The organism is Noviherbaspirillum sp. (assembly GCF_035254865.1).
Lineage (GTDB): Bacteria > Pseudomonadota > Gammaproteobacteria > Burkholderiales > Burkholderiaceae_D > Noviherbaspirillum.
Genome location: NZ_DATFAF010000070.1, coordinates 57,720 through 79,752 on the forward strand (window position 1 = coordinate 57,720; position 22,033 = coordinate 79,752).

The window sequence follows — 22,033 nt, forward strand, 5'->3', positions numbered from 1 at the left end:
TAACGATGGCAGCGGCGGCGCGTCCCGCATGAGCGCAAGAAAAAATGTCGGCCTGATCGGCGCGGGCGTGCTCTGCGCCGCGCTCGTCGTGTTCGCGACCTACCTCACCGGCGCGCACAAGGCCGCTGCCGACATCAACGCCGCCGGCGAACGCCAGTTGCAGATCATCGCGCTCGACCTCGAATCGGTGCTGGAAAAATTCGAGACCTTGCCGTTCGCGCTGGCTTATCAACCCGACGTCGCCGAAGCGCTGACGCATCCCGGCGACGAGGCGGTCATCCAGCGCCTCAACCTGACGCTGCAGTCGATCCAGACCCAGGCCAAGGTCGGCGCACTCTATCTGATGGATCGCGAGGGCAACACGCTGGCTGCGAGCAACTGGGACCAGCGGCTCAGTTTCGTCGGCAAGAACTTCGGCTACCGACCCTACTTCCGCGAAGCCTTGCGCGGCAATGCCGGCCGCTTCTATGGCATCGGCAGCACCACCAGCGAGCCCGGCTACTTCATCGCGCAGCCGGTGTATGCGCACAATGCGCCGCGCGGTTCGTCGGCGCCGATCGGCGTGATGGCGGTCAAGATCAGCCTGGCGGAATTCGAGCAGACCTGGCAGAAGAGCGAAGAGCCGATCGCGCTGGCCGACCGCAGCGGCGTGGTCTTTCTGAGCAACCGCGCCGGCTGGCACTATCACAGCCTGACGCCGCTTAACGCCGAGGCGCAACGCACCCTCGCCGGCACGCTGCAATACGCCGGCCAGTCGGTAAAGCCGATCGCTGCGCTGCCGAAAGCGGAGCGCGCCGGCTTCGGCGCCTACGTCAGCCAGCCGGTGGGCCGCCTCGGCTGGCACCTGATGCTGTTTCCGTCGCAGGCGCGCATCACGCGCACCGCCGCCTACTGGGCAGGCGCGGCGGCCTTGCTGCTGGCGATCGGTGCGATCTCGCTGTGGGCGATGCATCAGCGCAGGCGCCGCCTGGAAGAAGGCATGGCTTCGCGCAAGGCCTTGCAGAAAGCGGCGGAAGAACTCGACCGCAAGATCGCGCAGCGCACCAAGGAGCTGCTGCAAGCCAACCAGGAGCTGGAAACCAAATACGGCAAGCTGAAGGAAACCGAACAGCTGCTGCGCACGACGCAGAACGAACTGGTGCAGGCGGGCAAGCTGGCGATGCTGGGCCAGATGGCTGCCGGCGTTGCGCATGAATTGAACCAGCCGCTGGCCGCGATCCGTACCTTCGCCGACAATGCGGTCACCTTCCTGACGCGCGAACAGCCGGAACAGGCGAAACAGAACATGACGCACATCAGCGATGCCAGCGCGCGCATGGGTTCCATCATCGGCCAGCTCAAGGGTTTCGTGCGCAAGAGCCACGACACGATTTCCACCGTGGACCTGGCGCAATCGATCCAGGCGTCTGCGCTGCTGCTGGAAAGCGATTTCCGCCGGCGCGGCATCAGCTTCACGGTCGACATCCGCGAACCGGTGCGAGTGCTGGGCGACGCGGTGCGCACCGAGCAGGTGCTGATCAACCTGATGCGCAATGCCTGCGATGCGGTGGAACAGGCGCCGGTCAAGACCGTGACGGCGGTGCTGGAGCGCGAAGGCACCGACGCCGTGCTGCGCATTCGCGACTCGGGCACGGGCATCCCGCAGCAGGTGGCGCAGCATCTGTTCGAACCGTTTTTCACCACCAAGCCATCCGGCCAGGGGCTCGGCCTCGGGCTGGCAATTTCATCCTCCATCGTGCAGGCGATGAACGGCAAGCTGGAGGCACACAACCATGCTGCAGGCGGCGCGGAGTTCGTGGTGCGTCTGCCGGTCGAACAGGCACAAGAGGAAGGAGCGCAAGGTGACGACGCTTGAAGCGATATTGATCGAAGACGAGCAGGCGGTGCGCATTGCGACCGCGCAGACGCTCGAACTGGGCGGCTTCTCGGTGCGCGCCTGCGGCAGCGTGGAAGAAGCCTGGCCCTGGCTGCAGCCCGACTATCCCGGCGTGGTGGTGTCCGACGTGAAGCTGCCGGGATGTTCCGGGCTGGACCTGCTGACGCGGCTGGCGACGCTGGATGACGAACTGCCGGCGATCCTGGTCACCGGCCACGGCGACATCGACATGGCGGTCGAGGCGATGCGTGCCGGCGCCTACGACTTCATCGAAAAGCCCTTCGCCGCGGACCGGCTGCTGGAAGCGGTGCGGCGGGCCCAGGACAAGCGCACGCTGACACTGGAGAACCGGCGCCTCAAGGCGGCGTGGTCGGCGCATCCCGACATGCCCTCGCTGATCGGTCAGTCGGCGCCGATCGAAGCGCTGCGCACCCTGATCCGCAGTCTCGGCCCCACCGCGGCCGATATCCTGATCAACGGCCAGACCGGCACCGGCAAGGAAGTCGTCGCGCGCCAGCTGCACGTCGCCAGCGGCAGGAAAGGTCCCTTCGTCGCCATCAACTGCGGCGCGCTGCCGGAGACCGTGTTCGAAAGCGAGATCTTCGGGCACGAGGCCGGCGCGTTCACCGGCGCGCAGAAGCGCCGCATCGGCAAGCTCGAATATGCGAACGGCGGCACCGTCTTCCTCGACGAAATCGAAAGCATGCCGCTGGCATTGCAGGTGAAACTGCTGCGCGTGCTGCAGGAGCGCCGCCTGGAACGCCTCGGCGGCAACGACGCGGTGGCGATCGACTGCCGCATCATCGCCGCCAGCAAGGCCGACCTGCTGAAGCTCTCGGCACAGGGAACGTTTCGCGAGGACCTCTACTACCGCATCGGCGTGGTCGGCATCGACCTGCCGCGCCTGTGCGAGCGCCGTGAAGACATTCCGCTGCTGCTCGCGCATTTCACGCAGGGCGCGGCAATCCGCTACCAGCGCCCGCTGCCGCAATGGACGCCGGCGCAGATGGCGCAATGGCAGGCACGCGAATGGCCGGGCAATGTGCGCGAGTTGCGCAACTTCGCGGATCGTCTGGTGCTGGGTGTCGGTGACGGGACTGCCGCATTGCCGAAGGGCGACGCCATGACGGATGGCAACAGCCTGCCGCAGAAAGTCGACGCCTTCGAACGCATGCTGATTGTCGATGCGCTGGCCGGGAATGAAGGCAGCGTCTCCGCCGCGGCGGACGCCCTCGGCATTCCGCGCAAGACGCTGTACGACAAGCTGAAGAAGTATCAGCTCGCCACTGCGCGCGGTGAGTGAATTGCGATCTCGGTGGCGGCGGCCTTGACCCGTCCGCCCGACTGCGCTGCCCATGATTCAAGCTTGATTTCACGCAAACTGTCGCTCGTTCCCTGTCATTGACGGGACGAAGCGAGGTATCTTCGATCGATCGCGGTGCAATGCCGCGAAGCAGTCCTTCCCAAATCAACACCAAGGAGACGAACGATGTGGAGTAGCCCAACACGTTGGCTGACGGCACTTGTCTTGTCCACGCCACTGCTTGTCGCGCATGCCGACAATGATCGCAATGCGCATCCGGCCACGGTGCGCGCGACGGAATACGGAAGCATAGAAGGAATCAGCAACGCCCCCGCCTCGAAAACCTATGCATGGAAAGGCGTGCCCTATGCGAAGGCGCCCACCGGTGAATTGCGCTGGAAGGCGCCGCAGGACCCGGCGAAGTGGGACGGTACGCTGACCACGAAGCAGTTCGGCAACGCCTGCGCGCAATACGGGCGCATCTACGGGCCGGGCGCGAACAACCGCTACGATGAAACAATCGGCACCACCTTGAACCAGGCGGTCGGCAGCGAAGACTGCCTGTACCTCAATATCTGGCGACCGGCCAACAACAAGCCGAAGCTGCCGGTGATCGTGTTCTTCCACGGCGGCAGCAATGTGTCGGGCTATACCGCCGATCCGGTATACGACGGCGCGAACCTTGCGCAAACCACCGACGCGGTGGTGGTCACCGTCAACTTCCGTCTCGGCATTCTCGGATTCCTGAATCTGCCGCAGCTCAAGACCGGCGCTGACGCGGAGTCGGATTCCGGCAACTTCGCCATTCTCGACAGCATCAAGGCGCTGCGCTTCGTCAACCGCAACATCGCCAACTTTGGCGGCGATCCCGGGAACGTGACCATCATGGGACAGTCCGCCGGCGCGATCAATGTCTACGCGCTGCTGACCTCACCGAAGATGGCGAGCGCTCATCCCAAGCTGTTCCACCGCGCGGTGCCGCTGAGCGGCGGCCTGTCCCTGGCGACCAATCTCCCGCCCGGCACCATCCCGACCATGTCGCCCGCATCCACTTACCTGGCGCAGGGAAACGCGCTGCTTTACAACTTGCTGATCGCCGACGGCAAGGCAAGCGACGTCGCGTCCGCGCAAGCGTATGCAGCAAGCCAAACGCAGGAGCAGATCGCTGCCTATCTGCGCTCCAAGAGTCCGGCCGCGCTGTTTGCCACCTTGCTGACCAAACTTGCTGGCGCGGGATTGGCCGGCTCCGGCCCGATTCCTGACGGCACGGTCGTGGCGAGCGACCCGGTGGGCGCGATCAACACCGGCAATTACGCGCGCGTGCCGGTGCTGGCCGGTAACACGCGCGACGAAGGCAAGCTGTTCCCCTCCTTCCTGCCGCTGGTGAGCGGCATTCCCGGCAGTGCGCGCATCGTGAGCGACGCGCAACTATTCTCCACCCAGTTCAATTACCGGCCCAACGATGCGCCGCAGATCAGCATCGAGCAATGGATCGCGCCAGCCTATCTGCCGGCCAACACGCCGGTTACCGGCTTTACCGCACGGGCGGACCAGTTCAACAAGATCTTCTTCCTCGCCAGCCGCGACAACATTCTGAATGCCCTGAAAACGCAGCAGTCCGATGTCTGGTACTACCAGTTCAACTGGGACAAGGAGCCCGCCCCCTGGAACGACATCTACGGCGCGGCACACCTGTTCGATCTGCCATTTGTGTTCGGCAATTTCGGCCCATCCCTGATGTCCAACATCATGAATACGGACGCAAATCTCCCCGGCCGCCTGGACTTGTCGAAAGCGATGATGCGAACCATCGGCGCCTTCGCCGAAAAGGGCGATCCGAATAACCGCTCGATCGACGTGGTCTGGCCGACCTGGCCCGGAACCCTGATTTTCGATGCCACGCTGACCGGCAAGGCCATTTCCGTGCAATAAGACGCGGCGGCGAAGCGACTCAGAGCTTCGCCGCCCTCGCCTTGTGTGCGCACGCCCGCGAACCAGTCCCGCGGCAATTGCTTCCTTCGCGCGTGCGTCCGGGTTGCCGAGTCTGGTGCCGTCCCGTTTCAGTCCGCGCTATCAGACGGACGGCAGTCGTTCGCCGTCCATCGAAGACATCCGCGACTCCGACATCCGCAGCGGCGAATTATTCCGGGCAGTTGTTTCTGGCTGCGGATCTTGCCCGTTACCGGCTGCACAGGACAGGTCAGTTCAACGGCATTGCTTGACGCAGCGGAATCCGCGTCGATTATCGCGCGTCGGCTCCTGCCCGTTGCGCGGCCATGATCTTCGGCAGATTTCCCTCGATCCAGTCGGCCAGCGACTCCACCCTTTGCCCGACTGCCCGGCCCATCGGGGTCAGCGTGTATTCCACGTGCGGCGGCACGACCGGGTAGGAGATGCGTTCCACAAATCCGTCAGCCTCCAGCCACTGCAGCGTTTGGGCCAGCATTTTCTCGCTGATGCCGTTCACCTTGCGGCGCAAATCGCTGAAACGATGCGTCCCGCCGAGCAGCGCAACCAGCAGCAGCACGCCCCAGCGACTCGTCACATGTTTCAGCACCTCTCGCGACGGACACTTCTCGGAGAACAGATTCCCGCGCTGCATTTTTGCCGACAGGCGGGACGGCTTTCCTGTCTTTTCATTGGCACTCTTGCTCATTGATACTTACCTTTTTGTGCGTACCTACTTTAAGTTAGCTTGAGCATTATTATACCGGCTCCGTGTATCCATCAAGGAGTTCCGACATGATCGTCATCACTGCTGCCTCCGGCCAGCTTGGCCGCCTGGTTATCGATTCTCTGCTTCAGAAGCTGCCCGCCCATGAGATCGTTGCCGCCGTGCGCAATCCCGATCGAGCCAAAGACCTGGCCGCACGCGGGATTCAGGTCAGGCACGCCGACTATGACCAGCCCGAGACCCTGCACACAGCACTGCAGGGAGCGGACAAGCTGCTCATGATTTCTTCCAGCGAAGTGGGGCGGCGCGTCCCGCAGCACCGCGCGGTGATCGACGCCGCGCAGCGCGCCGGCGTGAAGCTGCTGGCCTATACAAGTATTCTTCACGCCGATACCTCGCCATTGCCGCTGGCCGCCGAGCACAAGGAAACCGAATCCATCCTGCGTGCCTCCGGCATCCCGTTCGTATTGCTGCGCAACGGCTGGTATACGGAAAACTATCTTGTCAGCATCCCGGCAGCGCTGCAGCATGGCGTCTACCTCGGCAGCGCCGGCGAAGGCCGCATCGCTTCCGCGGCCCGGGCCGACTATGCCGCTGCAGCAGCGGCCGTGCTCACCCTCGACCAGCAGGCCGGCCGTATCCATGAATTGGCGGGCGATACCGCATACACATTGGCGGAGCTCGCTGCCGAGATTGCGCGCCAGGCAGGCAAGCCGGTCGCCTACCAAAATCTTGCCGAAGCCGAGTTCAGGTCCGTATTGATCGGTGCCGGCTTGCCCGAAGGGTTCGCCACCTTGATCGCGGAATCCGACGTCGGCGCCTCCAAGGGTGGATTGTTCGACGACAGCCGCCAGCTGAGCCAGCTCATCGGTCGCCCGACCACGCCGCTGGCTCCGCTGGTCCGTGCAGCGCTGCAGTGATGTGAACGGGCCTGCTCAATAGGTGTGTATGCCGGCGGCAGGGTGGCCATCGGCGTGAAGATCAATCCAAAAATTCGCGCGGAGTCACTTCTTGTTATCAAAAATGGAAACTTTCTGGTGTGCGTGTTATCTCACTCCCATCTTTTCACAAGGAGATACCCATGCCGATTCAACGATCGACCGCAAAACGACTGGTTTCCGATACCGAGTTCAAGCTGATCAATGAGAGCTTCCCGCCCCTGCTCGGAGAATTGAGCGACAAGGCGCTCCTGCAGCGGCAGGAGCGGGCACGCAAGGCCCGGGACAGATATCACACCATGCTGGAACGACAGCGCAGCAAGACCTCCGCCGGTACACAACGCGGCACCGCGCCCTCGGCCAACCTGAAGGAAGCGATGTCAAAGGAAAAAATTTTCGAGGAAACGCTGGCACGCTTTGAGCGCCGCTCCGCCAAGGCAGGCAGTGGTGCCGCTTCGCAAGGCACCATGCCAGCCAAGCCGGCGAAGTCATCCGGCAAAACCGCGACAGCGGCCCAAGGTACGACGACCCGGACCACCAAGCGGGCAACTCCGGACAAGGCGAAAGCCGCCACCAAAACTGCCGGCACCACGAAAAGCCGCGTAAATCGACCGGCGCAATCGACCATCGGCAAGAAGACCGCGACCAAGGGCGGCGCGCAGGGCGTGAGCAAGGCAAGCGCGAAAACGGCGAACAAGGCCCAGGCCAAGAGCGGCGCCAAAACCGCCAAGGCCGGCAAAGGGAAAGGCGCCGTGACCAAAGCCACGCCCCGCGGGCGGCACGGGGCTCTGGTGACGAGCACCACCCTGCATTAAAACAAGACTAAGGCCGCCCGCGCGGCCTCTTGCATCCACAGGTCGGGATGGTTAGCCGGAGCACGGCACGAACCATCCCGCACTGCATTGTGCTCGGCAGCTCTTGCGCTCGCCGCACAGCAATTCCGGATGGCCATGGGATAGCATGAGCGCAACCAACTGCGATCGGTTTTTGCGCTTACACAAGAAGCCGATGATGCGGTTGCGGTAGCTTCACTTGTTCCACAGCAGATGCGGGCAAGGCCATGGCGAGGCAGAAAGAACAGACGCTGAGACAGGTAGTGGACGGCTCAATAGTTGACACCGCGCATGACGCACGCGCGCAAGGGCATTGATCCATTGCACGGGATGCGGATGATCTTCCAGCATGCGTCGGGATTCAACGGAGCTCGCAACACCGCAGACGCAACGCGACGCGCGCACTCACAACGCCGCCTGACCACGGCACTGCTGCTTTCCTTGCTGGCGCACGCATTATTGCTGTCGCTGCAGTTCGGCATGCGAGGACTTGGCCTGCCCGGCCTGCAACTGCCCTGGGATGAGCGGCGCGCGTACGCACCGGCATTGAATATCCGCATTGCCGGTGTGAACAGCACAACAAGCGCTTCGGCAAATGCCGTCAATGTCGCGCCACTCCCGCCACTTGAAAACAAGGTGCGGCACGCGGAGATTCCTTCCGCCAGCTCGCCCGCTCCCGCTCCTGGATTGAAGCTGTTGCAGCCTGCAAAAAATGCGCCGCATCGCGTGGCGCCGCACCAGGAAGGCAAACGCAGTCCGGCAACCGCGAAACCGCCGCGCAAGGCGCGCGCTCCACAGCGTCATCCGCATCACAAATCCGCGCAGGTCAAACCACATCCGCGCCTCGTCGCAAAGGAGCAGCCTGCGCAGGATAACTTTCCGGTACCTGTCGCTACAAGCGAACCAAGCAACGCGCCCGGCATGCAAGAGCAGGCGCCTGAGATGCTCGAGCCGGCCACGCCGCCAGCGGAGGCAGACGCGCGCGAACAGGAACGCCTGCAAAGAGAGCACGAAATGGAGAGCGAAAAAAAGAACGACTTCGCGGCGCAAAAGCTGGAGGAGGAAAACGCCAGACGGCAAGCCCAGGAACAGGAAGCGCAACAACAGGCCGAACAGACCGCTCGTCAGCAGGCCGCTCAACGTGAAGAAGAAAACCTGCGTCGCATCGCGCAAATCGAGTCGCTCAGGCTGGAAGAAGAAAATGCAAAGCGGCAAGCCATGGAGCTGGCAGCGCAAAAGCAGGCCGCGCAGCAGCTTGAAGAAGAAAGACAGCGACGCGCCCGGCAACTCGAAGCGGCAAGGCAGGAAGAAGAGAACGCACGACGCCAGGCCGAGGCACTGGAAGCGCGCAAGCAAGCGGAACAGATCGCACAGCAGCAGGCGGCGCAGCAACGGGAAGAAGAACGTCGACAACAAGGCAAGCGCCTGGAGGAAGCAAGTCGGGCGGATGAAAACGCCAGACGCGAAGCCGCCGCCCACGCGGCGCGTGCAGCGACTGCGTCGCCTGCGCCAGGGCAAGCCCTCGTATCCCATGACGGCAATGCGGCGACAGCGAGCCTGTCCGCCGCGCCTCAAGAGAGGCCGACCTCGTCCTCCTCGGGCGCGTCCGCCGTGCAGGCACAGGACAGCGCGCCGGCCGATACCGATGACGGCCCGATCCTGCTTTCCGATAGCGATCTTGCCGCAGCCAAAGTCGTCCAGCTCCGGAAAGTCGATGCCACCCGGCTTGAAACGCATACCGAGCAGGACGCGCGCCGCCGCACGATCTTCGGCGGCGCGGATGACGATATCGTCCTGAAAATGTATATCGATCGCTGGCGCCACACGGTCGAGCGCATCGGCAATCCCGATCGCGAGCAATCCCCAGTGCAGGGCGATGCCGATGTGACCGTCGTCATTCGCAGCGACGGGAGCATCGAGAACGTCATCATCCATCGCTCGGACGCGCGGCATGATTTGGACCAGACGGTGCGCCGGATTGCCGCATCCCCAGGACAACAGAATGCGTTTCCCCCTGATCTGCTGCGCCGATATGACGTCGTCGAGATCCGGCGTGTGTGGCGTTTCGGCGATGCACTGCGTATTCTGGAAAAAGGGGAATGAATCAGACGCAGGCCGCGCCGGTGTCGACGCGCAGATGGCGGCAACCACTATTCGGTTATGCTTTGCAGTCCAGTCAACATAACAAGGGGGAACACATGAAGAAACAACGCTGGCTTCAATATGCTGCAGGATTGGCTTGCGCGGGCATCGCCACCATCGCCTCGGCAGCCTGCCCCTCGGACCTCGATGCGGCCACGGTTGTCGCCTCCTACATGAACCGCCAGGCGATCGGGAATCCGCCGCCGATGTCGCTCGACGATGCGCAATGCGGCCGCGACAAGATTGTCCGGTTCCTCGGCCAGCAACTTGGCCCGGTCGTCGGATACAAAGCGGGACTGACGAACCCCGCGGTGCAGAAGCGCTTCAATCACGCCCAGCCCGTGCGCGGCGTCCTGTTCAAGGACATGCTGCTGCCGGATGGCGCGGAAGTGCCGGCACGCTTCGGCGCGCGGCCGGTGTTCGAGGCTGACCTCCTGGTTCGCGTCAAGAGTTCCGCCATCCACCGGGCCAGGACCCCGGAAGAAGTCATGAAGCATATCGATGCGGTCATTCCTTTCATCGAGCTGCCCGACCTGATCGTGCAGGAGCCGGGCAAACTCAATGGCGCCACGCTCACCTATCTCAATGTCGGCGCGCGGCTGGGTGTGATGGGCAAACCCTTGCCCATGTCGGCGGCGCTCGGCAGTCAGCTTCCCGGCATGACCGTGCGCATGCTCGACGGCGAAGGCCATGAACTCGACCATGGAAAAGGAAGCGACGTCATGGAGCACCCGCTCAACGCGGTGATCTGGCTTGCACAAGACATCGCCCGCGCCGGCGGCCGTCTGCGCGCAGGCGATCTGCTGAGTCTGGGTTCGTTCTCGAAACTCACGCCGCCGAAGCCGGGGACGGACATACGCGTCGTCTATGAAGGGCTTGATGGAACGCCGACCGTGAGTGTGAAGTTCCGCTAGGACAGGCGGTCCGGAGACGGGACAACGCGTAGTGTGGTGCAGCCAGGACGCGCCCCGTGTTCTGGTTCACGGTGTGCAATCGCACGATTCTCGTTTCCTGCACTCATTGAATTTCCGCATTGCCTAGGCTGCAAGTTCTGCATGAGCGAAGCGATTCCTGCGTGAAGTGTTCAACGAACAAATATCAAGTCGTCGTTGAAATCCCTGTTTCGAAATTTTATTCTTTTGGAAATTCGGGAGGCAGGCCGGATGGATAAGAAAAACAACTTGCAGAATTGATAGCGCTTGCTACCGGGAGGCTGTGAGAAATACTGGCGCGGCTGGCGGGGATCGAACCCACTCCTTAAAAATCAAGGAGTTATGCGTGCATGGGTGTTACAGGTGGAAAATCAAAGTGTAGCAATTTGCATACTTATGCGCCAGCTTTCCTCCTAGGGGAGCCTATAAGCACTTCCATTTTCCGTAGTTTCGGGACGGATGCAAATACGCTTTGTTGCTGTCAGGATTACATGAAGCGTGCATGTATTTGCCACAAAATATGAATCAAGAGAGTGGGTTGGTAGTCTTATATTATGGAGATTCGGAGCCCGATGCTACTATTGCATTTAGTCAATTAAGCTTAACCAATTTTGTCGAGCAATGCCTTCTGTAAACCCTGATGTATTGCGTTGGGCAAGGGAAACCGCAGGTCTTTCCCTTGATGATGCTGCCAAAGGATTGCAGCTTGGAGGCGCTCGTCTTTCCCCCGCAGACGCATTGGGGCGTATCGAGGGCGGTGAAGCCGCGCCAAGCAGGTCATTGTTATTACGTATGACCAAGACGTACCGGAGACCGCTACTAACCTTCTATCTCGCGAAACCTCCAGAACGAGGTGAACGAGGAGAAGACTTCCGCACCTTACCGGAAGACCGCGTGGAGGAAAGCGCAGGCAAACTGGATGCCCTTGTTCGGGATGTTTTCGTTCGCCAACGTCTTGTCAAAGAGGCGCTGGAGGATGCTGAGGAAGCGGTTGCACTACCTTTTGTGGGCAGCATCCAAATGGATCAGCCGGTCGAGGGTGTTTGTAGGAGCCTCCGGAAGGCGTTGGACTTCGAATTAGACCAATTCCGCAAGAAACGAACTATTGAAGATGCCTTTCGGTACCTGCGGAATCAGGTCGAATTGACCGGGGTCTTCGTTCTCCTGATTGGCAATCTAGGCAGTCATCACTCCAATGTCAGCGCAGAGGTGTTTCGAGGATTTGCCTTGGCTGACAAGGTATCGCCGTTCATAGTAGTCAACGATCAGGATGCGAAGTCCGCATGGTCTTTCACACTGCTGCATGAACTCGTCCACATTTGGCTTGGCCAGACAGGAATCAGCGGGGGAGCGTTCGAAAAGCATATCGAAAAGTTCTGCAATGACGTTGCAAGTGAGCTTCTTGTACCGCAGGCTGAGCTAGCTGAATGGAATCCCCGTGTGCAACGAATCGAGGATCTCGTGGCCGACATTAGTGAGTTCGGCGACACACGAAAGGTAAGCCGATCCATGGTTGCATACCGGCTCTACAAGGCCGGTCGAATAACAAAAGTGACTTGGGAAACACTGACCGGACGATTCCGCGAACTGTGGCTCCAGGAAAAGACTTCAATCAAACAAGCGGCAGCTGAGGCCGAAGGTGGTCCGAGCTATTACATGGTAAGACGACACCGGCTCGGTAGTGCTCTAGTCAAGATTGTTAAGCGCACTCTCGATGAAGGAGTTCTCACGCCTACAAAAGCTGGCCGCATTCTCGGCGTCCGTCCCAATAACGTTGCCTTGCTTGTGGACGGAGTATGACGGGGAGACCAACTCTGTATCTCTTAGACGCAAACGTCTTGATCGATGCTCATAACAAATACTACGGGGCGGACATGGTCCCCGAGTTTTGGGGCTGGGTACTTCATTGTGCGGCTAACGGTGTGATCGCCATGCCGCTGGAAACGTTTGAGGAAGTGCGCGGGGGTGCTGACGCGAAGCGTGATCTATTGAACGAGTGGATATGCCGGGACGATGTTGCAGAAGTACTTGTTCTCAAGGAAGAGGTCGATCCGGAGGCTGTGGCCACCGTAACGAATGCCTATGCTCCGGACTTGAACGACAACGAAATCGACCAGTTAGGGCGCGACCCTTTCCTTGTTGCATATGGCCTTGTTGATCCTAGCGGTAGGTGCGTCGTCTCAAACGAAGTATCAAAGCCTGCGAAGCAACGAGCCAATCAAAAGGTGCCGGACATCTGTCGCAAAACTGGCGTTCCTTGTTGCGACACCTTTACAATGCTAAGGCGGCTCGGCTTCCGCACCGGCTGGGCAGCATAGCCTCCCTGCGCGTAATTCTGACGCAACATTGTCAGCTATAGTGCGTTCTCCCACGCGGTCGTAGCGACTACATTCGCACACTAAATTGAAGCATGTTTGCGGGCCTATTCCTTCGAGATTATGCGTAGACTTCCCCCTACCCGGGGTGTCTTCAACCCGAACGCGCCGTCAGCTTCCGCAAATTTCTTTCGTTGCTAGAGCCCTGCGTCAACAAGAATGTCTGAGGGCTTGCAGCTCATCGCTTCAGCAATTCGTACTATGTTGAGCAAAGTGACGTTTCGCTCCCCGCCACCTCCCTTCGGACGATGCCCGGCCGCATATACGGGACTGCTGAAGATACTTTTAAGCGCCGGAAGATCGAATGACCTCCGCGCCTTCTCACTGCTGGGAGCTTTGACGGTTAAGCCAGATGCCTCGTTCGCCCTTATCAAGTCAAGACGCACCGCGTAGTTCAGGAGCTTTATCAGGCTCGCCAAGTGCATGTTGATGTTCTGCGGGGTTTGCCCTGCCTGCTGCAACTGCTCAATGAACCGGATTGCGTGTTGCCGCGTACTTCCTCAACGGTATCGGAAGTTCCAAGCGAGCGCATGACCTCTCTGCCTTTGTAGTGCGGGAGCAAATCTAGGGGGATTTTGCGTCGGAAATAGTACCGGGAGCCACGCTTTGCGAGATGTGTACACATAAGCCTTTTAAGGTTAGGTGTAACACCCACGGGGTACATTCCCTGCTTGAAAGCCTTGCTGGCTCTAGGTTCCGCGTCACATAAGGACTTTGGCGCGGATGGCGCGGCTGGCGGGGATCGAACCCACGACCCTTGGCTTCGGAGGCCAATACTCTATCCACTGAGCTACAGCCGCGTAGAGGGAATGCTGAGGAGGCATGAAGGATACCGTTTTTCTGTCTGCACGTCCATGCAAACCATGGATCTTTCGTTCCAAATTGACCTCTTTGCGTCTATAATCAAGGGTTTTGCGAGGTATTGCGTTGCAGCATTAACGAGCTTCAGAGACGCTGTGCGCTTGATCTGCATACCCGCCCCATCAGTTTCGAAATTGCATTGAGGGAATAATGAGCGACGCACACAACGAACACCAATCCGCCATCAAGACGCCAAAGCAGCTGATCGCTGCCGTGATTGCCGGCTTCCTGGTTCCGATCATCTGCATCGTGCTGCTGGTCCAGTACGTGTCGAACAGCAACAAGGTTGGCGCCGGATCGGGTGCGCAGTCGCCGGAAGCGATCGCCGAGCGTCTGCGCCCGGTGGCCGATGAGGGCTTCACGCTGAAGGACGCGAGCGCGCCGAAGCAGTTGCAAAGCGGTGAAGCGGTATTCAAGGCGGTTTGCGCTGCCTGCCACACGACCGGCGCAGCAGGCGCACCGAAGGTCGGCGACGCAGGTGCCTGGTCTGCCCGTCTCGCGCAAGGTCAGTCGACGCTGGTCGATCACGCTCTGAAGGGCATTCGCGCAATGCCGGCCAAGGGCGGCAATCCGGATCTGGACGATGTCGAAGTCGAACGCGCGGTGGTCTACATGGCGAACCAGTCCGGCGGCAAGCTGAAGGAGCCGGCAGCCAAGGCAGCCGCTCCGGCGGAGGCACCTGCAGCTGCTGCACCGGCCGCAGCAGCACCGGCGGCAGCGGCAGCGGCCGAACAGCCGAAGGCAGCCGACGCCGGCAAGGCCGATGGCAAGAAGCTGTATGAAGCAACCTGCCAGGCTTGCCATGGCGCCGGCATCGCGGGCGCGCCGAAGTTCGGCGACAAGGCTGCATGGGCGCCGCGCCTCAAGCAAGGCTCGGCCACGCTGTATGACCACGCGATCAAGGGCTTCCAGGGCAAGGCCGGCATGATGCCTCCGAAGGGCGGCTCTACCGCTTCGGATGACGAAGTCAAGGCTGCCGTGGATTACATGGCCGCTGCAGCGAAGTAAGTCGCAATACAAGGAAAACAAAAGGAAGGCGGGCTTGGTCCCGCCTTCTTTTTTTTGCGAGGGTATTTCCGCCCTTCCCCCGGCAATTCGCCACGCTGATTTCCAGCACCTGCGCCAACTGATATAGAACCAATGCATCACAAGTGCGCCCGGTCGCGGGTCGCCTGATGTGTTATGCGCTTCGGCCCGGATCTCACGGAGCCTGGCCGACGGCTGTCAGGTCGCGCCTTGCGCGCTCAAGCGGCGCGGTCGGCCGCTTCGGTCACGATGACCTCCACTGCATGTGTTTTCAGAATCCTGGCGAGCGCTTCCGGCGGGCGTGTGTCGGTAAACAGCTTGTTCACCTGGGACACGTGCCCCATGCGCACCAGCGCTTCCCGGCCGAACTTGTCGCCGTCCGCGACCAGCCACACCTCGCGCGATTGTTCGATGATGGTCTGCGCCACTTTCACCTCGCGCGGATCGAAGTCGCGCAGCGTGCCGTCGGCTTCGATGCTGGAGATGCCGATGATGCCGATGTCGACCTTGAACTGGCGGATGAAGTCGCTGGTGGCTTCGCCGATGACGGCGCGGTCCCGCTTGCGCACGACGCCGCCGGCGATGATGACTTCCGATCTCGGGTTGTCGGACAGGATGGTGGCGACATTGAGGTTGTTGGTAATGACATGCAGCCCCTGGTGATTGACCAGTGCGCGCGCCACTTCTTCCGTTGTCGTACCGATGTTGATCAGCAGCGAGCAGCCCTCGGGCACGCGCTGCGCAACCGCCGCGGCGATGCTGCGCTTGGCGCCCACATGCAGTGACTGGCGCTGCGCGTAGTCGATGTTTTCCACCGAGGAGGCCAGCCCCACTCCGCCGTGATAGCGCGCCAGCAGATTGGCCTCGGCCATCTGCTTGATGTCGCGGCGCACGGTCTGCGAGGTGACGCTGAATTCGCGCGCCAGCTCCTCGACCGAGACGGTCTCGTGCGTCCGGACATACTCCAGCAAACGCCTTTGCCTGGGATTAAGTGCCAATATCACCTCCGAAATTAAAAACACGCAAACTAATCATAAACGAACACAAACGAAAAAAAACGCTTGTAAAATTAGAGTAATCGATCTATTGTTATCAAATATTACTACTAAACACTACGTGCGACGAGGATACGCGGTGGAGACATCAGGAAACTTGCAGTGCGACCTATTGGTCGTCGGCGGCGGCATCAATGGCGTTGGCATTGCGCGCGACGCCGCGGGTCGCGGCCTGTCGGTGGTGCTGTGTGAAAAGGATGATCTTGCGTCGCATACGTCGTCCGCTTCCAGCAAGCTGATTCATGGCGGCTTGCGCTACCTCGAGCATTACGAGTTCGGCCTGGTGCGCAAGGCGCTGATCGAACGCGAGGTGCTGTTGCGCGCGGCGCCGCACATCATGTGGCCGATGCGCTTCGTCATGCCGCACGACAAGGGGCAACGGCCGGCGTGGATGATTCGCGCCGGCATGTTCCTTTACGATCATCTGGCCCGCCGCGAATTGCTGCCGGGGTCGGAAACCGTCAGTCTGCGCAAGCACGCGGCCGGCAAGCCGCTCAAGTCCGAATTCACGCGCGGTTTCGTCTATTCCGACGGCTGGGTCGATGATGCGCGCCTGGTGGTTCTGAACGCGATGGACGCGGCCGAACACGGCGCCCAGGTCTTCACCCGCAGCGCCTGCGAAACCATCTGGCGCGAAGGCGATCGCTGGGCGGCCGCGCTGCGCCACGCTGCAGGCACCATCACCACGGTGCAGGCACGCTGCATCGTCAACGCGACCGGGCCCTGGGTCACCGACTTCCTGAAAGGCGCCGCGCACCAGCCGTCCGACAAGGCTTTGCGTCTCATCAAAGGCAGCCATATCGTGGTGCGCCGCTTGTTCGACCATCCTTATGCCTACATCCTGCAGAATCCCGACGGACGGATCGTTTTCGCGATTCCCTACCAGGACGATTTCACGCTGGTCGGCACCACCGACATCGAGTACCACGGCGACACCAACAAGGTCCGCATCGATGAAGAGGAGGTCGTGTACTTGTGCGAACTGACGCAACGTTATTTCAAGCGCCCGGTGCAGCCGTCCGACGTGATCTGGGCATACTCCGGTGTGCGTCCGCTGGTAGAGGACGAGTCCGCCAGCGCATCGGCGGTCACGCGCGACTATCGGCTGGAAATGGAAAACGACGGTGCGCCTCTGCTTTCGGTCTTCGGCGGCAAGATCACGACCTTCCGCAAGCTGGCCGAAGAAGCGGTCGACATGGTTGCGGAACGTCTCGGCAATCGACATGGCGCATGGACCGAGCATGCCTGCCTGCCCGGCGGCGACATCCACGGCGCGCGCCCCAACAACCGTTCGGTGCTCGAGTTCGACACCTTCGTGCAGCAGAAACAGCAGCAGTATGCCTGGCTGGATGCCGGCCTGGTTACGCGCTATGCGCATGCATACGGCAGGCGCATCGATGTGCTGCTGAAGGGCCGCAACGCACTGCGCGACATGGGCGACGAAATCCTTCCCGGCCTGTACGCGGCAGAAGTCGTCTACCTGATGCAGCATGAATGGGCGACGCGCGCGGAAGACATCCTGTGGCGTCGCTCCAAGCTCGGGCTGCGTGTTCCGGCCGGCGCCGAAGCCGTCTTGGACGACTGGTTGAAAAATCGGTAAAACTAGAAGACAGTTGCGATCGAACCGGCATAAGTGTCGACGCAAGGGATTTTTTTGGAGGAGAACAAAGTGCGCCTAGCATTAGAGAGTGCCAGCAAAAAGCATGGTGCTGAGGACCACATCTATCCGTTGTCGCTGGAGCTCCAAGCGGGTGCCATCAACATCCTGCTCGGCACCACGCGTGCCGGCAAGACGTCGTTGATGCGCCTGATGGCGGGGCTCGACAGGCCGACCGGCGGGCGGGTGCTGGTGGATGGGCAGGATGTCACCGGCGTGTCGGTGCGCGAGCGCGACCTCGCCATGGTGTATCAGCAGTTCATCAACTACCCGGCGATGTCGGTGTTCGACAATATCGCCTCGCCCTTGCGCCTGCGCCGGGTGCCCGAGAGCCAGGTCCGCACCCGCGTACACGACATCGCGGAACGCCTGCATATCACGCCTTACCTGCAGCGCCGGCCGGCGGAACTGTCCGGCGGCCAGCAGCAGCGCACTGCGCTGGCGCGCGCGCTGGTGAAGGATGCCGAGCTGCTGCTGCTCGACGAGCCGCTCGTCAACCTCGACTACAAGTTGCGCGAAGAGCTGCGCAATGAACTGACCGAGCTCTTCTCCAACGGCAAGACCACCGTGGTGTACGCGACCACGGAACCGCTCGAAGCCCTGCAACTCGGCGGCTATACCGCCGTACTGCACGAAGGAAGCATGCTGCAGTTCGGCCAGACGCTCGACGTGTTCAACGCGCCGGTCAGCATCGATGCGGCGCGCACTTTCAGCGATCCGCCGATCAATCTGATCCGCGCAGCGGTCGACGGCCAGGGCATGGCACGCGCGGGCGTGGATTTCACCGTGGCCTTGTCGCCGGCACAGCGCGAAAGGATAGGCACGCACAAGGAAGTCACGCTGGGCCTGCGCGCGCACAGCCTGCGCCTGGCACCCGCAAGCGACAAGGATACTTCCATCGAGACCGACGTCGACCTGTCCGAAATCAGCGGTTCCGAAACCTATGTGCACGTGCATCGCGACGGGATTGCCCTGGTCGCGCAATTGCCCGGCGTGCACACCATCGACCTTGGTGAGCGCTGCCGCATGTACTTCCGGCCGGACGAGCTGTTTGTCTTTTCGCCCGAGGGCGACTTGCTGTTCGCCCCCCATCTGTCAGGAGGAAACCGTGGCGCGTATTGATTTAGTTGACCTGGCGCACGCCTACAAGCCCAATCCGTCCCAGCCCACCGACTACGCGCTGCGCCCGATGGACATGAGCTGGGAAGACGGCGGCGCCTATGCGCTGCTGGGTCCTTCCGGCTGCGGCAAGACCACGCTGCTGAACATCATCTCCGGCCTGGTGCGCCCCTCGCACGGCCGCGTGCTGTTCAACGGAAAGGACGTGACGGACCTGCCGCCGGAGCAGCGCAATATTGCGCAGGTGTTCCAGTTCCCGGTCATCTACGACACCATGACCGTGTTCGACAACCTCGCCTTCCCGCTGCGCAATCGCGGCTGGAAAGAGAGCGAGCTGCGCAAGCGCGTCGAGCAGGTGGCGGAAATGCTGGAACTGAGCAGCGACCTCAAGCATCGCGCCAGCGGCCTGTCGGTCGATGCCAAGCAGAAGATCTCGCTCGGACGCGGCCTGGTGCGTCCCGATGTGGCGGCGGTGCTGTTCGACGAGCCGCTCACCGTGATCGATCCGCATCTCAAATGGCTGCTGCGCCGTAAGCTCAAGGAAATCCATCACGAGCTGAAGCTTTCGCTCATCTATGTCACCCACGACCAGGTGGAGGCGCTGACCTTCGCCGACAAGGTAGTGGTCATGACCCAGGGCGAAGTGGTGCAGACCGGCACCGCGCAGGAACTGTTCGAAGCGCCGGGCCATACCTTTGTCGGCTACTTCATCGGCAATCCCGGCATGAACCTGCTGCCGCTGACGATCAGGAACGGCGTGACGACCATCGAAGAGCATGCGATCGGTGTTACGGAAAATGTCCTGAACGCGCTGGCCATGGGTCGCGGCGACGCGGTGCTGGGCATCCGCCCGGAATTCGTCGAATGCTCGCTCACCGAACAGGCGGGCGCCGTGCCGGCCAGCGTGGTCTTCGTGCGCGACCTCGGAACACACCATCTGGCGGAGTTCCGGCTGGGACAGCGAACGGTCTCGGCCAAGCTGCGCACTCCCCTGCCGCTGACGCAAGGCGCGGCCACGTGGCTGCGCTTCCCTCCGGAACGCACGCTGTACTACCTCAACGACAAGCGGGTGGCTTGACATGAAAACCTTTAATAACCGCGCCTGGTTCCTTATCCTTCCCGTCCTGCTGTGCGTGGCCTTCTCCGCGATCCTGCCGCTGATGACGATCGTGAATTACTCAGTGCAGGACATTCTCAGCCCGACGCAGAAAGTTTTCGTCGGCACCGAATGGTTCCGCATGATCATGCGGGACAGCGAGTTGCACGGCGCGCTGTCGCGCCAGCTCGTGTTTTCGCTGTGCGTGCTCGCGATCCAGATTCCGCTCGGCATCCTGGTCGCGCTGACCATGCCGGCGCAAGGCTGGAAGGCGTCGATGTCGCTGGTGCTGATCGCCCTGCCCTTGCTGATTCCCTGGAACGTGGTCGGCACCATCTGGCAGATTTTCGGCCGCGGCGATATCGGTCTGCTGGGATACACGATTAATAACATGGGCATCAGCTACAACTACACCGGCGATTCCTTCGATGCCTGGATCACGGTGCTGGTGATGGACATCTGGCACTGGACGCCGCTGGTCATTTTGCTGGCGTATGCGGGGCTGCGCTCGATTCCGGATGCCTATTACCAGGCGGCGCGCATCGATGGCGCATCGCGCTGGGCGGTGTTCCGCTTCATCCAGCTGCCGAAGATGCGCAACGTGCTGATGATCGGCGTGCTGCTGCGTTTCATGGACAGCTTCATGATCTATACCGAGCCCTTCGTGCTGACCGGCGGCGGACCTGGCAATGCGACGACCTTCCTGTCGCAATACCTGACGCAGAAAGCGGTCGGCCAGTTCGACCTCGGCCCGGCGGCGGCGTTCTCTCTGATCTACTTCCTCATCATCCTGCTGTTCTGTTTCATTCTCTACAACTGGATGCAGCGCCTCGGTACAGGAGATTCAAAATGATGGACAAACGCATTACCGGCCCGATACTGTTTCTGTATCTGTTGCTGGCCATGCTGCCGATTTACTGGCTGCTGAACATGGCCCTGAAAACCAATGAGGAAATCACCAGCGTCATGACGCTGGTTCCGACGCACCTCACCTTCGACAACTTCAAGACCATCCTGACCGACCCGTCCTGGTACGACGGCTACATCAATTCGATCATCTACGTGGTGATCAACATGGTGCTGTCGGTCGGTGTCGCGCTGCCGGCGGCCTACGCGTTCTCGCGCTATTCCTTCATCGGCGACAAGCAGTTGTTCTTCTGGCTGCTGACCAACCGCATGACGCCGCCGGCCGTGTTCCTGCTGCCCTTCTTCCAGTTGTATTCGACGGTCGGGCTGATGGACACGCACCTGGCGGTGGCGCTGGCGCACATGCTGTTCAACGTGCCGCTCGCGGTGTGGATCCTGGAAGGCTTCATGTCGGGCGTGCCGAAGGAGATTGACGAGACCGCCTACATCGACGGCTACAGCTTCCCGAAGTTCTTCATCAAGATCTTCCTGCCGATGATCAAGGCCGGCGTCGGCGTGACCGCGTTCTTCTGCTTCATGTTCAGCTGGGTCGAACTGCTGCTGGCGCGCACGCTGACCTCGGTCAACGCCAAGCCGATCGCGGCCACCATGACGCGTACCGTATCGGCCGCAGGCATGGACTGGGGCGTACTGGCGGCGGCCGGCATTCTGACCATCGTGCCCGGCGCGCTGGTGATCTGGTTCGTCAGGCATTACATCGCAAAAGGCTTTGCGATGGGGAGGGTGTGACATGGAAAACGCATTTGCATGGATGGCATGGACGACGCCGGTCACCATTTTCTTCAGCGTGATCGCGCTGACGCTGATCGGCATGACGATCTGGGAAATCCGTTCGCCCTGCGTCGAGCGCAAGGGTTTCCTGCCGATTTCCACGACGCGCGGCGACCGCCTGTTCATCGGGCTGCTGACGGCGGCGTATATCAATCTCGCCTGGGCCGGTCTGACCGAGATGCATCAGGCCGTCGGCGGCGCAATTGGTTTTGTGGTGTTGTTGATCGTGATGCGTTGGGGCTGAACAAGTCGTTCGACGTTTCGATGCTGCGCGAGGCCCTTCCCCCTCGCCGTGCATCACCGCTATAGGGAAGGCAACAAGAAAAGGTGGAGATATGAGACTGAAACTGACAGCGCTGGCGGCGGCTGCGATGCTGGCCTCGGGGGCGTCGTGGGCGGACATGACGGCGGCGGAGAAGTGGGTGACGCAGGAATTCCAGCCCTCGAC

Annotated in this window: 19 protein-coding genes and 1 tRNA gene; 16 read left to right on the forward strand and 4 right to left on the reverse strand. The window is 61.3% G+C overall.

Going from position 1 to position 22,033, the window contains the following annotated elements:
• Nucleotides 1–28: 28 nt before the first annotated feature.
• From VJ651_RS16375 to VJ651_RS16385, 3 genes are all read left to right on the forward strand, one after another.
• Nucleotides 29–1,855 carry a sensor histidine kinase gene (locus VJ651_RS16375; RefSeq protein WP_324108474.1) on the forward strand — a complete coding sequence of 609 codons (1,827 nt, stop codon included), beginning with the start codon at nucleotides 29–31 and terminating at the stop codon, nucleotides 1,853–1,855.
• Nucleotides 1,842–3,179, forward strand: a complete 1,338-nt coding sequence (locus VJ651_RS16380) for a sigma-54 dependent transcriptional regulator (protein ID WP_324108475.1) — start codon at nucleotides 1,842–1,844, stop codon at nucleotides 3,177–3,179. Before VJ651_RS16375 ends, VJ651_RS16380 begins: the two co-directional genes overlap by 14 nt.
• A 186-nt stretch (nucleotides 3,180–3,365) precedes the next feature.
• Nucleotides 3,366–5,111 carry a carboxylesterase/lipase family protein gene (locus VJ651_RS16385; protein ID WP_324108476.1) on the forward strand — a complete coding sequence of 582 codons (1,746 nt, stop codon included), beginning with the start codon at nucleotides 3,366–3,368 and terminating at the stop codon, nucleotides 5,109–5,111.
• A gap of 310 nt (nucleotides 5,112–5,421) precedes the next feature.
• Here VJ651_RS16385 and VJ651_RS16390 read toward each other — a convergent pair whose 3' ends face one another.
• Nucleotides 5,422–5,835 (reverse strand): helix-turn-helix domain-containing protein, encoded by a 414-nt coding sequence (locus tag VJ651_RS16390; protein WP_324108477.1) that lies wholly within the window; start codon nucleotides 5,833–5,835, stop codon nucleotides 5,422–5,424.
• A gap of 86 nt (nucleotides 5,836–5,921) precedes the next feature.
• Here VJ651_RS16390 and VJ651_RS16395 point away from each other — a divergent pair, with 86 nt between their 5' ends.
• The 6 genes from VJ651_RS16395 (at nucleotide 5,922) to VJ651_RS16420 (ending at nucleotide 13,016) form a co-directional block, all read left to right on the forward strand.
• A complete protein-coding gene (locus VJ651_RS16395; RefSeq protein ID WP_324108478.1) occupies nucleotides 5,922–6,773 on the forward strand; it encodes an SDR family oxidoreductase in 852 nt (283 codons plus the stop codon).
• 161 nt (nucleotides 6,774–6,934) lie between these two features.
• On the forward strand, nucleotides 6,935–7,606 hold the full coding sequence (locus VJ651_RS16400) for a hypothetical protein (protein WP_324108479.1): 672 nt from the start codon (nucleotides 6,935–6,937) through the stop codon (nucleotides 7,604–7,606).
• Nucleotides 7,607–7,915: 309 nt separating this feature from the next.
• Nucleotides 7,916–9,727: a hypothetical protein gene (locus tag VJ651_RS16405; protein WP_324108480.1), complete on the forward strand. Its 1,812-nt coding sequence runs from the start codon at nucleotides 7,916–7,918 to the stop codon at nucleotides 9,725–9,727.
• Nucleotides 9,728–9,822: 95 nt separating this feature from the next.
• Nucleotides 9,823–10,680 carry a fumarylacetoacetate hydrolase gene (locus VJ651_RS16410; protein WP_324108481.1) on the forward strand — a complete coding sequence of 286 codons (858 nt, stop codon included), beginning with the start codon at nucleotides 9,823–9,825 and terminating at the stop codon, nucleotides 10,678–10,680.
• 639 nt (nucleotides 10,681–11,319) lie between these two features.
• Entirely contained in the window at nucleotides 11,320–12,498 is a 1,179-nt protein-coding gene (locus VJ651_RS16415; protein ID WP_324108482.1) for an XRE family transcriptional regulator, read from the forward strand.
• On the forward strand, nucleotides 12,495–13,016 hold the full coding sequence (locus tag VJ651_RS16420) for a DUF4411 family protein (protein ID WP_324108483.1): 522 nt from the start codon (nucleotides 12,495–12,497) through the stop codon (nucleotides 13,014–13,016). The genes VJ651_RS16415 and VJ651_RS16420 overlap by 4 nt, the downstream gene beginning before the upstream one ends.
• Before the next feature lie 463 nt (nucleotides 13,017–13,479).
• Here the strand turns inward: VJ651_RS16420 and VJ651_RS16425 are convergent, their stop codons facing one another.
• Nucleotides 13,480–13,737, reverse strand: coding sequence for a DUF6538 domain-containing protein (locus VJ651_RS16425; protein WP_324108484.1), 258 nt, complete (start codon nucleotides 13,735–13,737; stop codon nucleotides 13,480–13,482).
• 60 nt (nucleotides 13,738–13,797) lie between these two features.
• Nucleotides 13,798–13,873 (reverse strand) — tRNA-Arg (locus tag VJ651_RS16430).
• Nucleotides 13,874–14,084: 211 nt separating this feature from the next.
• On the opposite strand from VJ651_RS16430, the gene VJ651_RS16435 reads away from it, so the two are divergent.
• The gene (locus VJ651_RS16435; protein WP_324108485.1) at nucleotides 14,085–14,942 is read left to right on the forward strand and encodes a c-type cytochrome; all 858 of its coding nucleotides are present in this window, start codon (nucleotides 14,085–14,087) and stop codon (nucleotides 14,940–14,942) included.
• A 236-nt stretch (nucleotides 14,943–15,178) separates the two neighbouring features.
• Here VJ651_RS16435 and VJ651_RS16440 read toward each other — a convergent pair whose 3' ends face one another.
• Complete coding sequence (locus VJ651_RS16440; RefSeq protein WP_136418044.1) at nucleotides 15,179–15,958, reverse strand: DeoR/GlpR family DNA-binding transcription regulator; 780 nt, start codon at nucleotides 15,956–15,958, stop codon at nucleotides 15,179–15,181.
• A gap of 154 nt (nucleotides 15,959–16,112) precedes the next feature.
• Between VJ651_RS16440 and glpD the strand changes: the two genes are divergently transcribed.
• From glpD to VJ651_RS16470, 6 genes are all read left to right on the forward strand, one after another.
• Nucleotides 16,113–17,615, forward strand: a complete 1,503-nt coding sequence (gene glpD / locus VJ651_RS16445) for a glycerol-3-phosphate dehydrogenase (RefSeq protein WP_324108486.1) — start codon at nucleotides 16,113–16,115, stop codon at nucleotides 17,613–17,615.
• Between the two features lie 69 nt (nucleotides 17,616–17,684).
• Nucleotides 17,685–18,794: an ABC transporter ATP-binding protein gene (locus VJ651_RS16450; protein ID WP_324108487.1), complete on the forward strand. Its 1,110-nt coding sequence runs from the start codon at nucleotides 17,685–17,687 to the stop codon at nucleotides 18,792–18,794.
• A complete protein-coding gene (locus tag VJ651_RS16455; protein ID WP_324108488.1) occupies nucleotides 18,781–19,869 on the forward strand; it encodes an ABC transporter ATP-binding protein in 1,089 nt (362 codons plus the stop codon). Before VJ651_RS16450 ends, VJ651_RS16455 begins: the two co-directional genes overlap by 14 nt.
• A 1-nt stretch (nucleotide 19,870) precedes the next feature.
• Complete coding sequence (locus tag VJ651_RS16460) at nucleotides 19,871–20,740, forward strand: carbohydrate ABC transporter permease (protein ID WP_136418047.1); 870 nt, start codon at nucleotides 19,871–19,873, stop codon at nucleotides 20,738–20,740.
• Nucleotides 20,740–21,543, forward strand: coding sequence for a carbohydrate ABC transporter permease (locus VJ651_RS16465; protein ID WP_324108492.1), 804 nt, complete (start codon nucleotides 20,740–20,742; stop codon nucleotides 21,541–21,543). Before VJ651_RS16460 ends, VJ651_RS16465 begins: the two co-directional genes overlap by 1 nt.
• Nucleotide 21,544: 1 nt before the next feature.
• A complete protein-coding gene (locus tag VJ651_RS16470; protein WP_324108489.1) occupies nucleotides 21,545–21,829 on the forward strand; it encodes a DUF2160 domain-containing protein in 285 nt (94 codons plus the stop codon).
• Nucleotides 21,830–22,033: the final 204 nt, after the last annotated feature.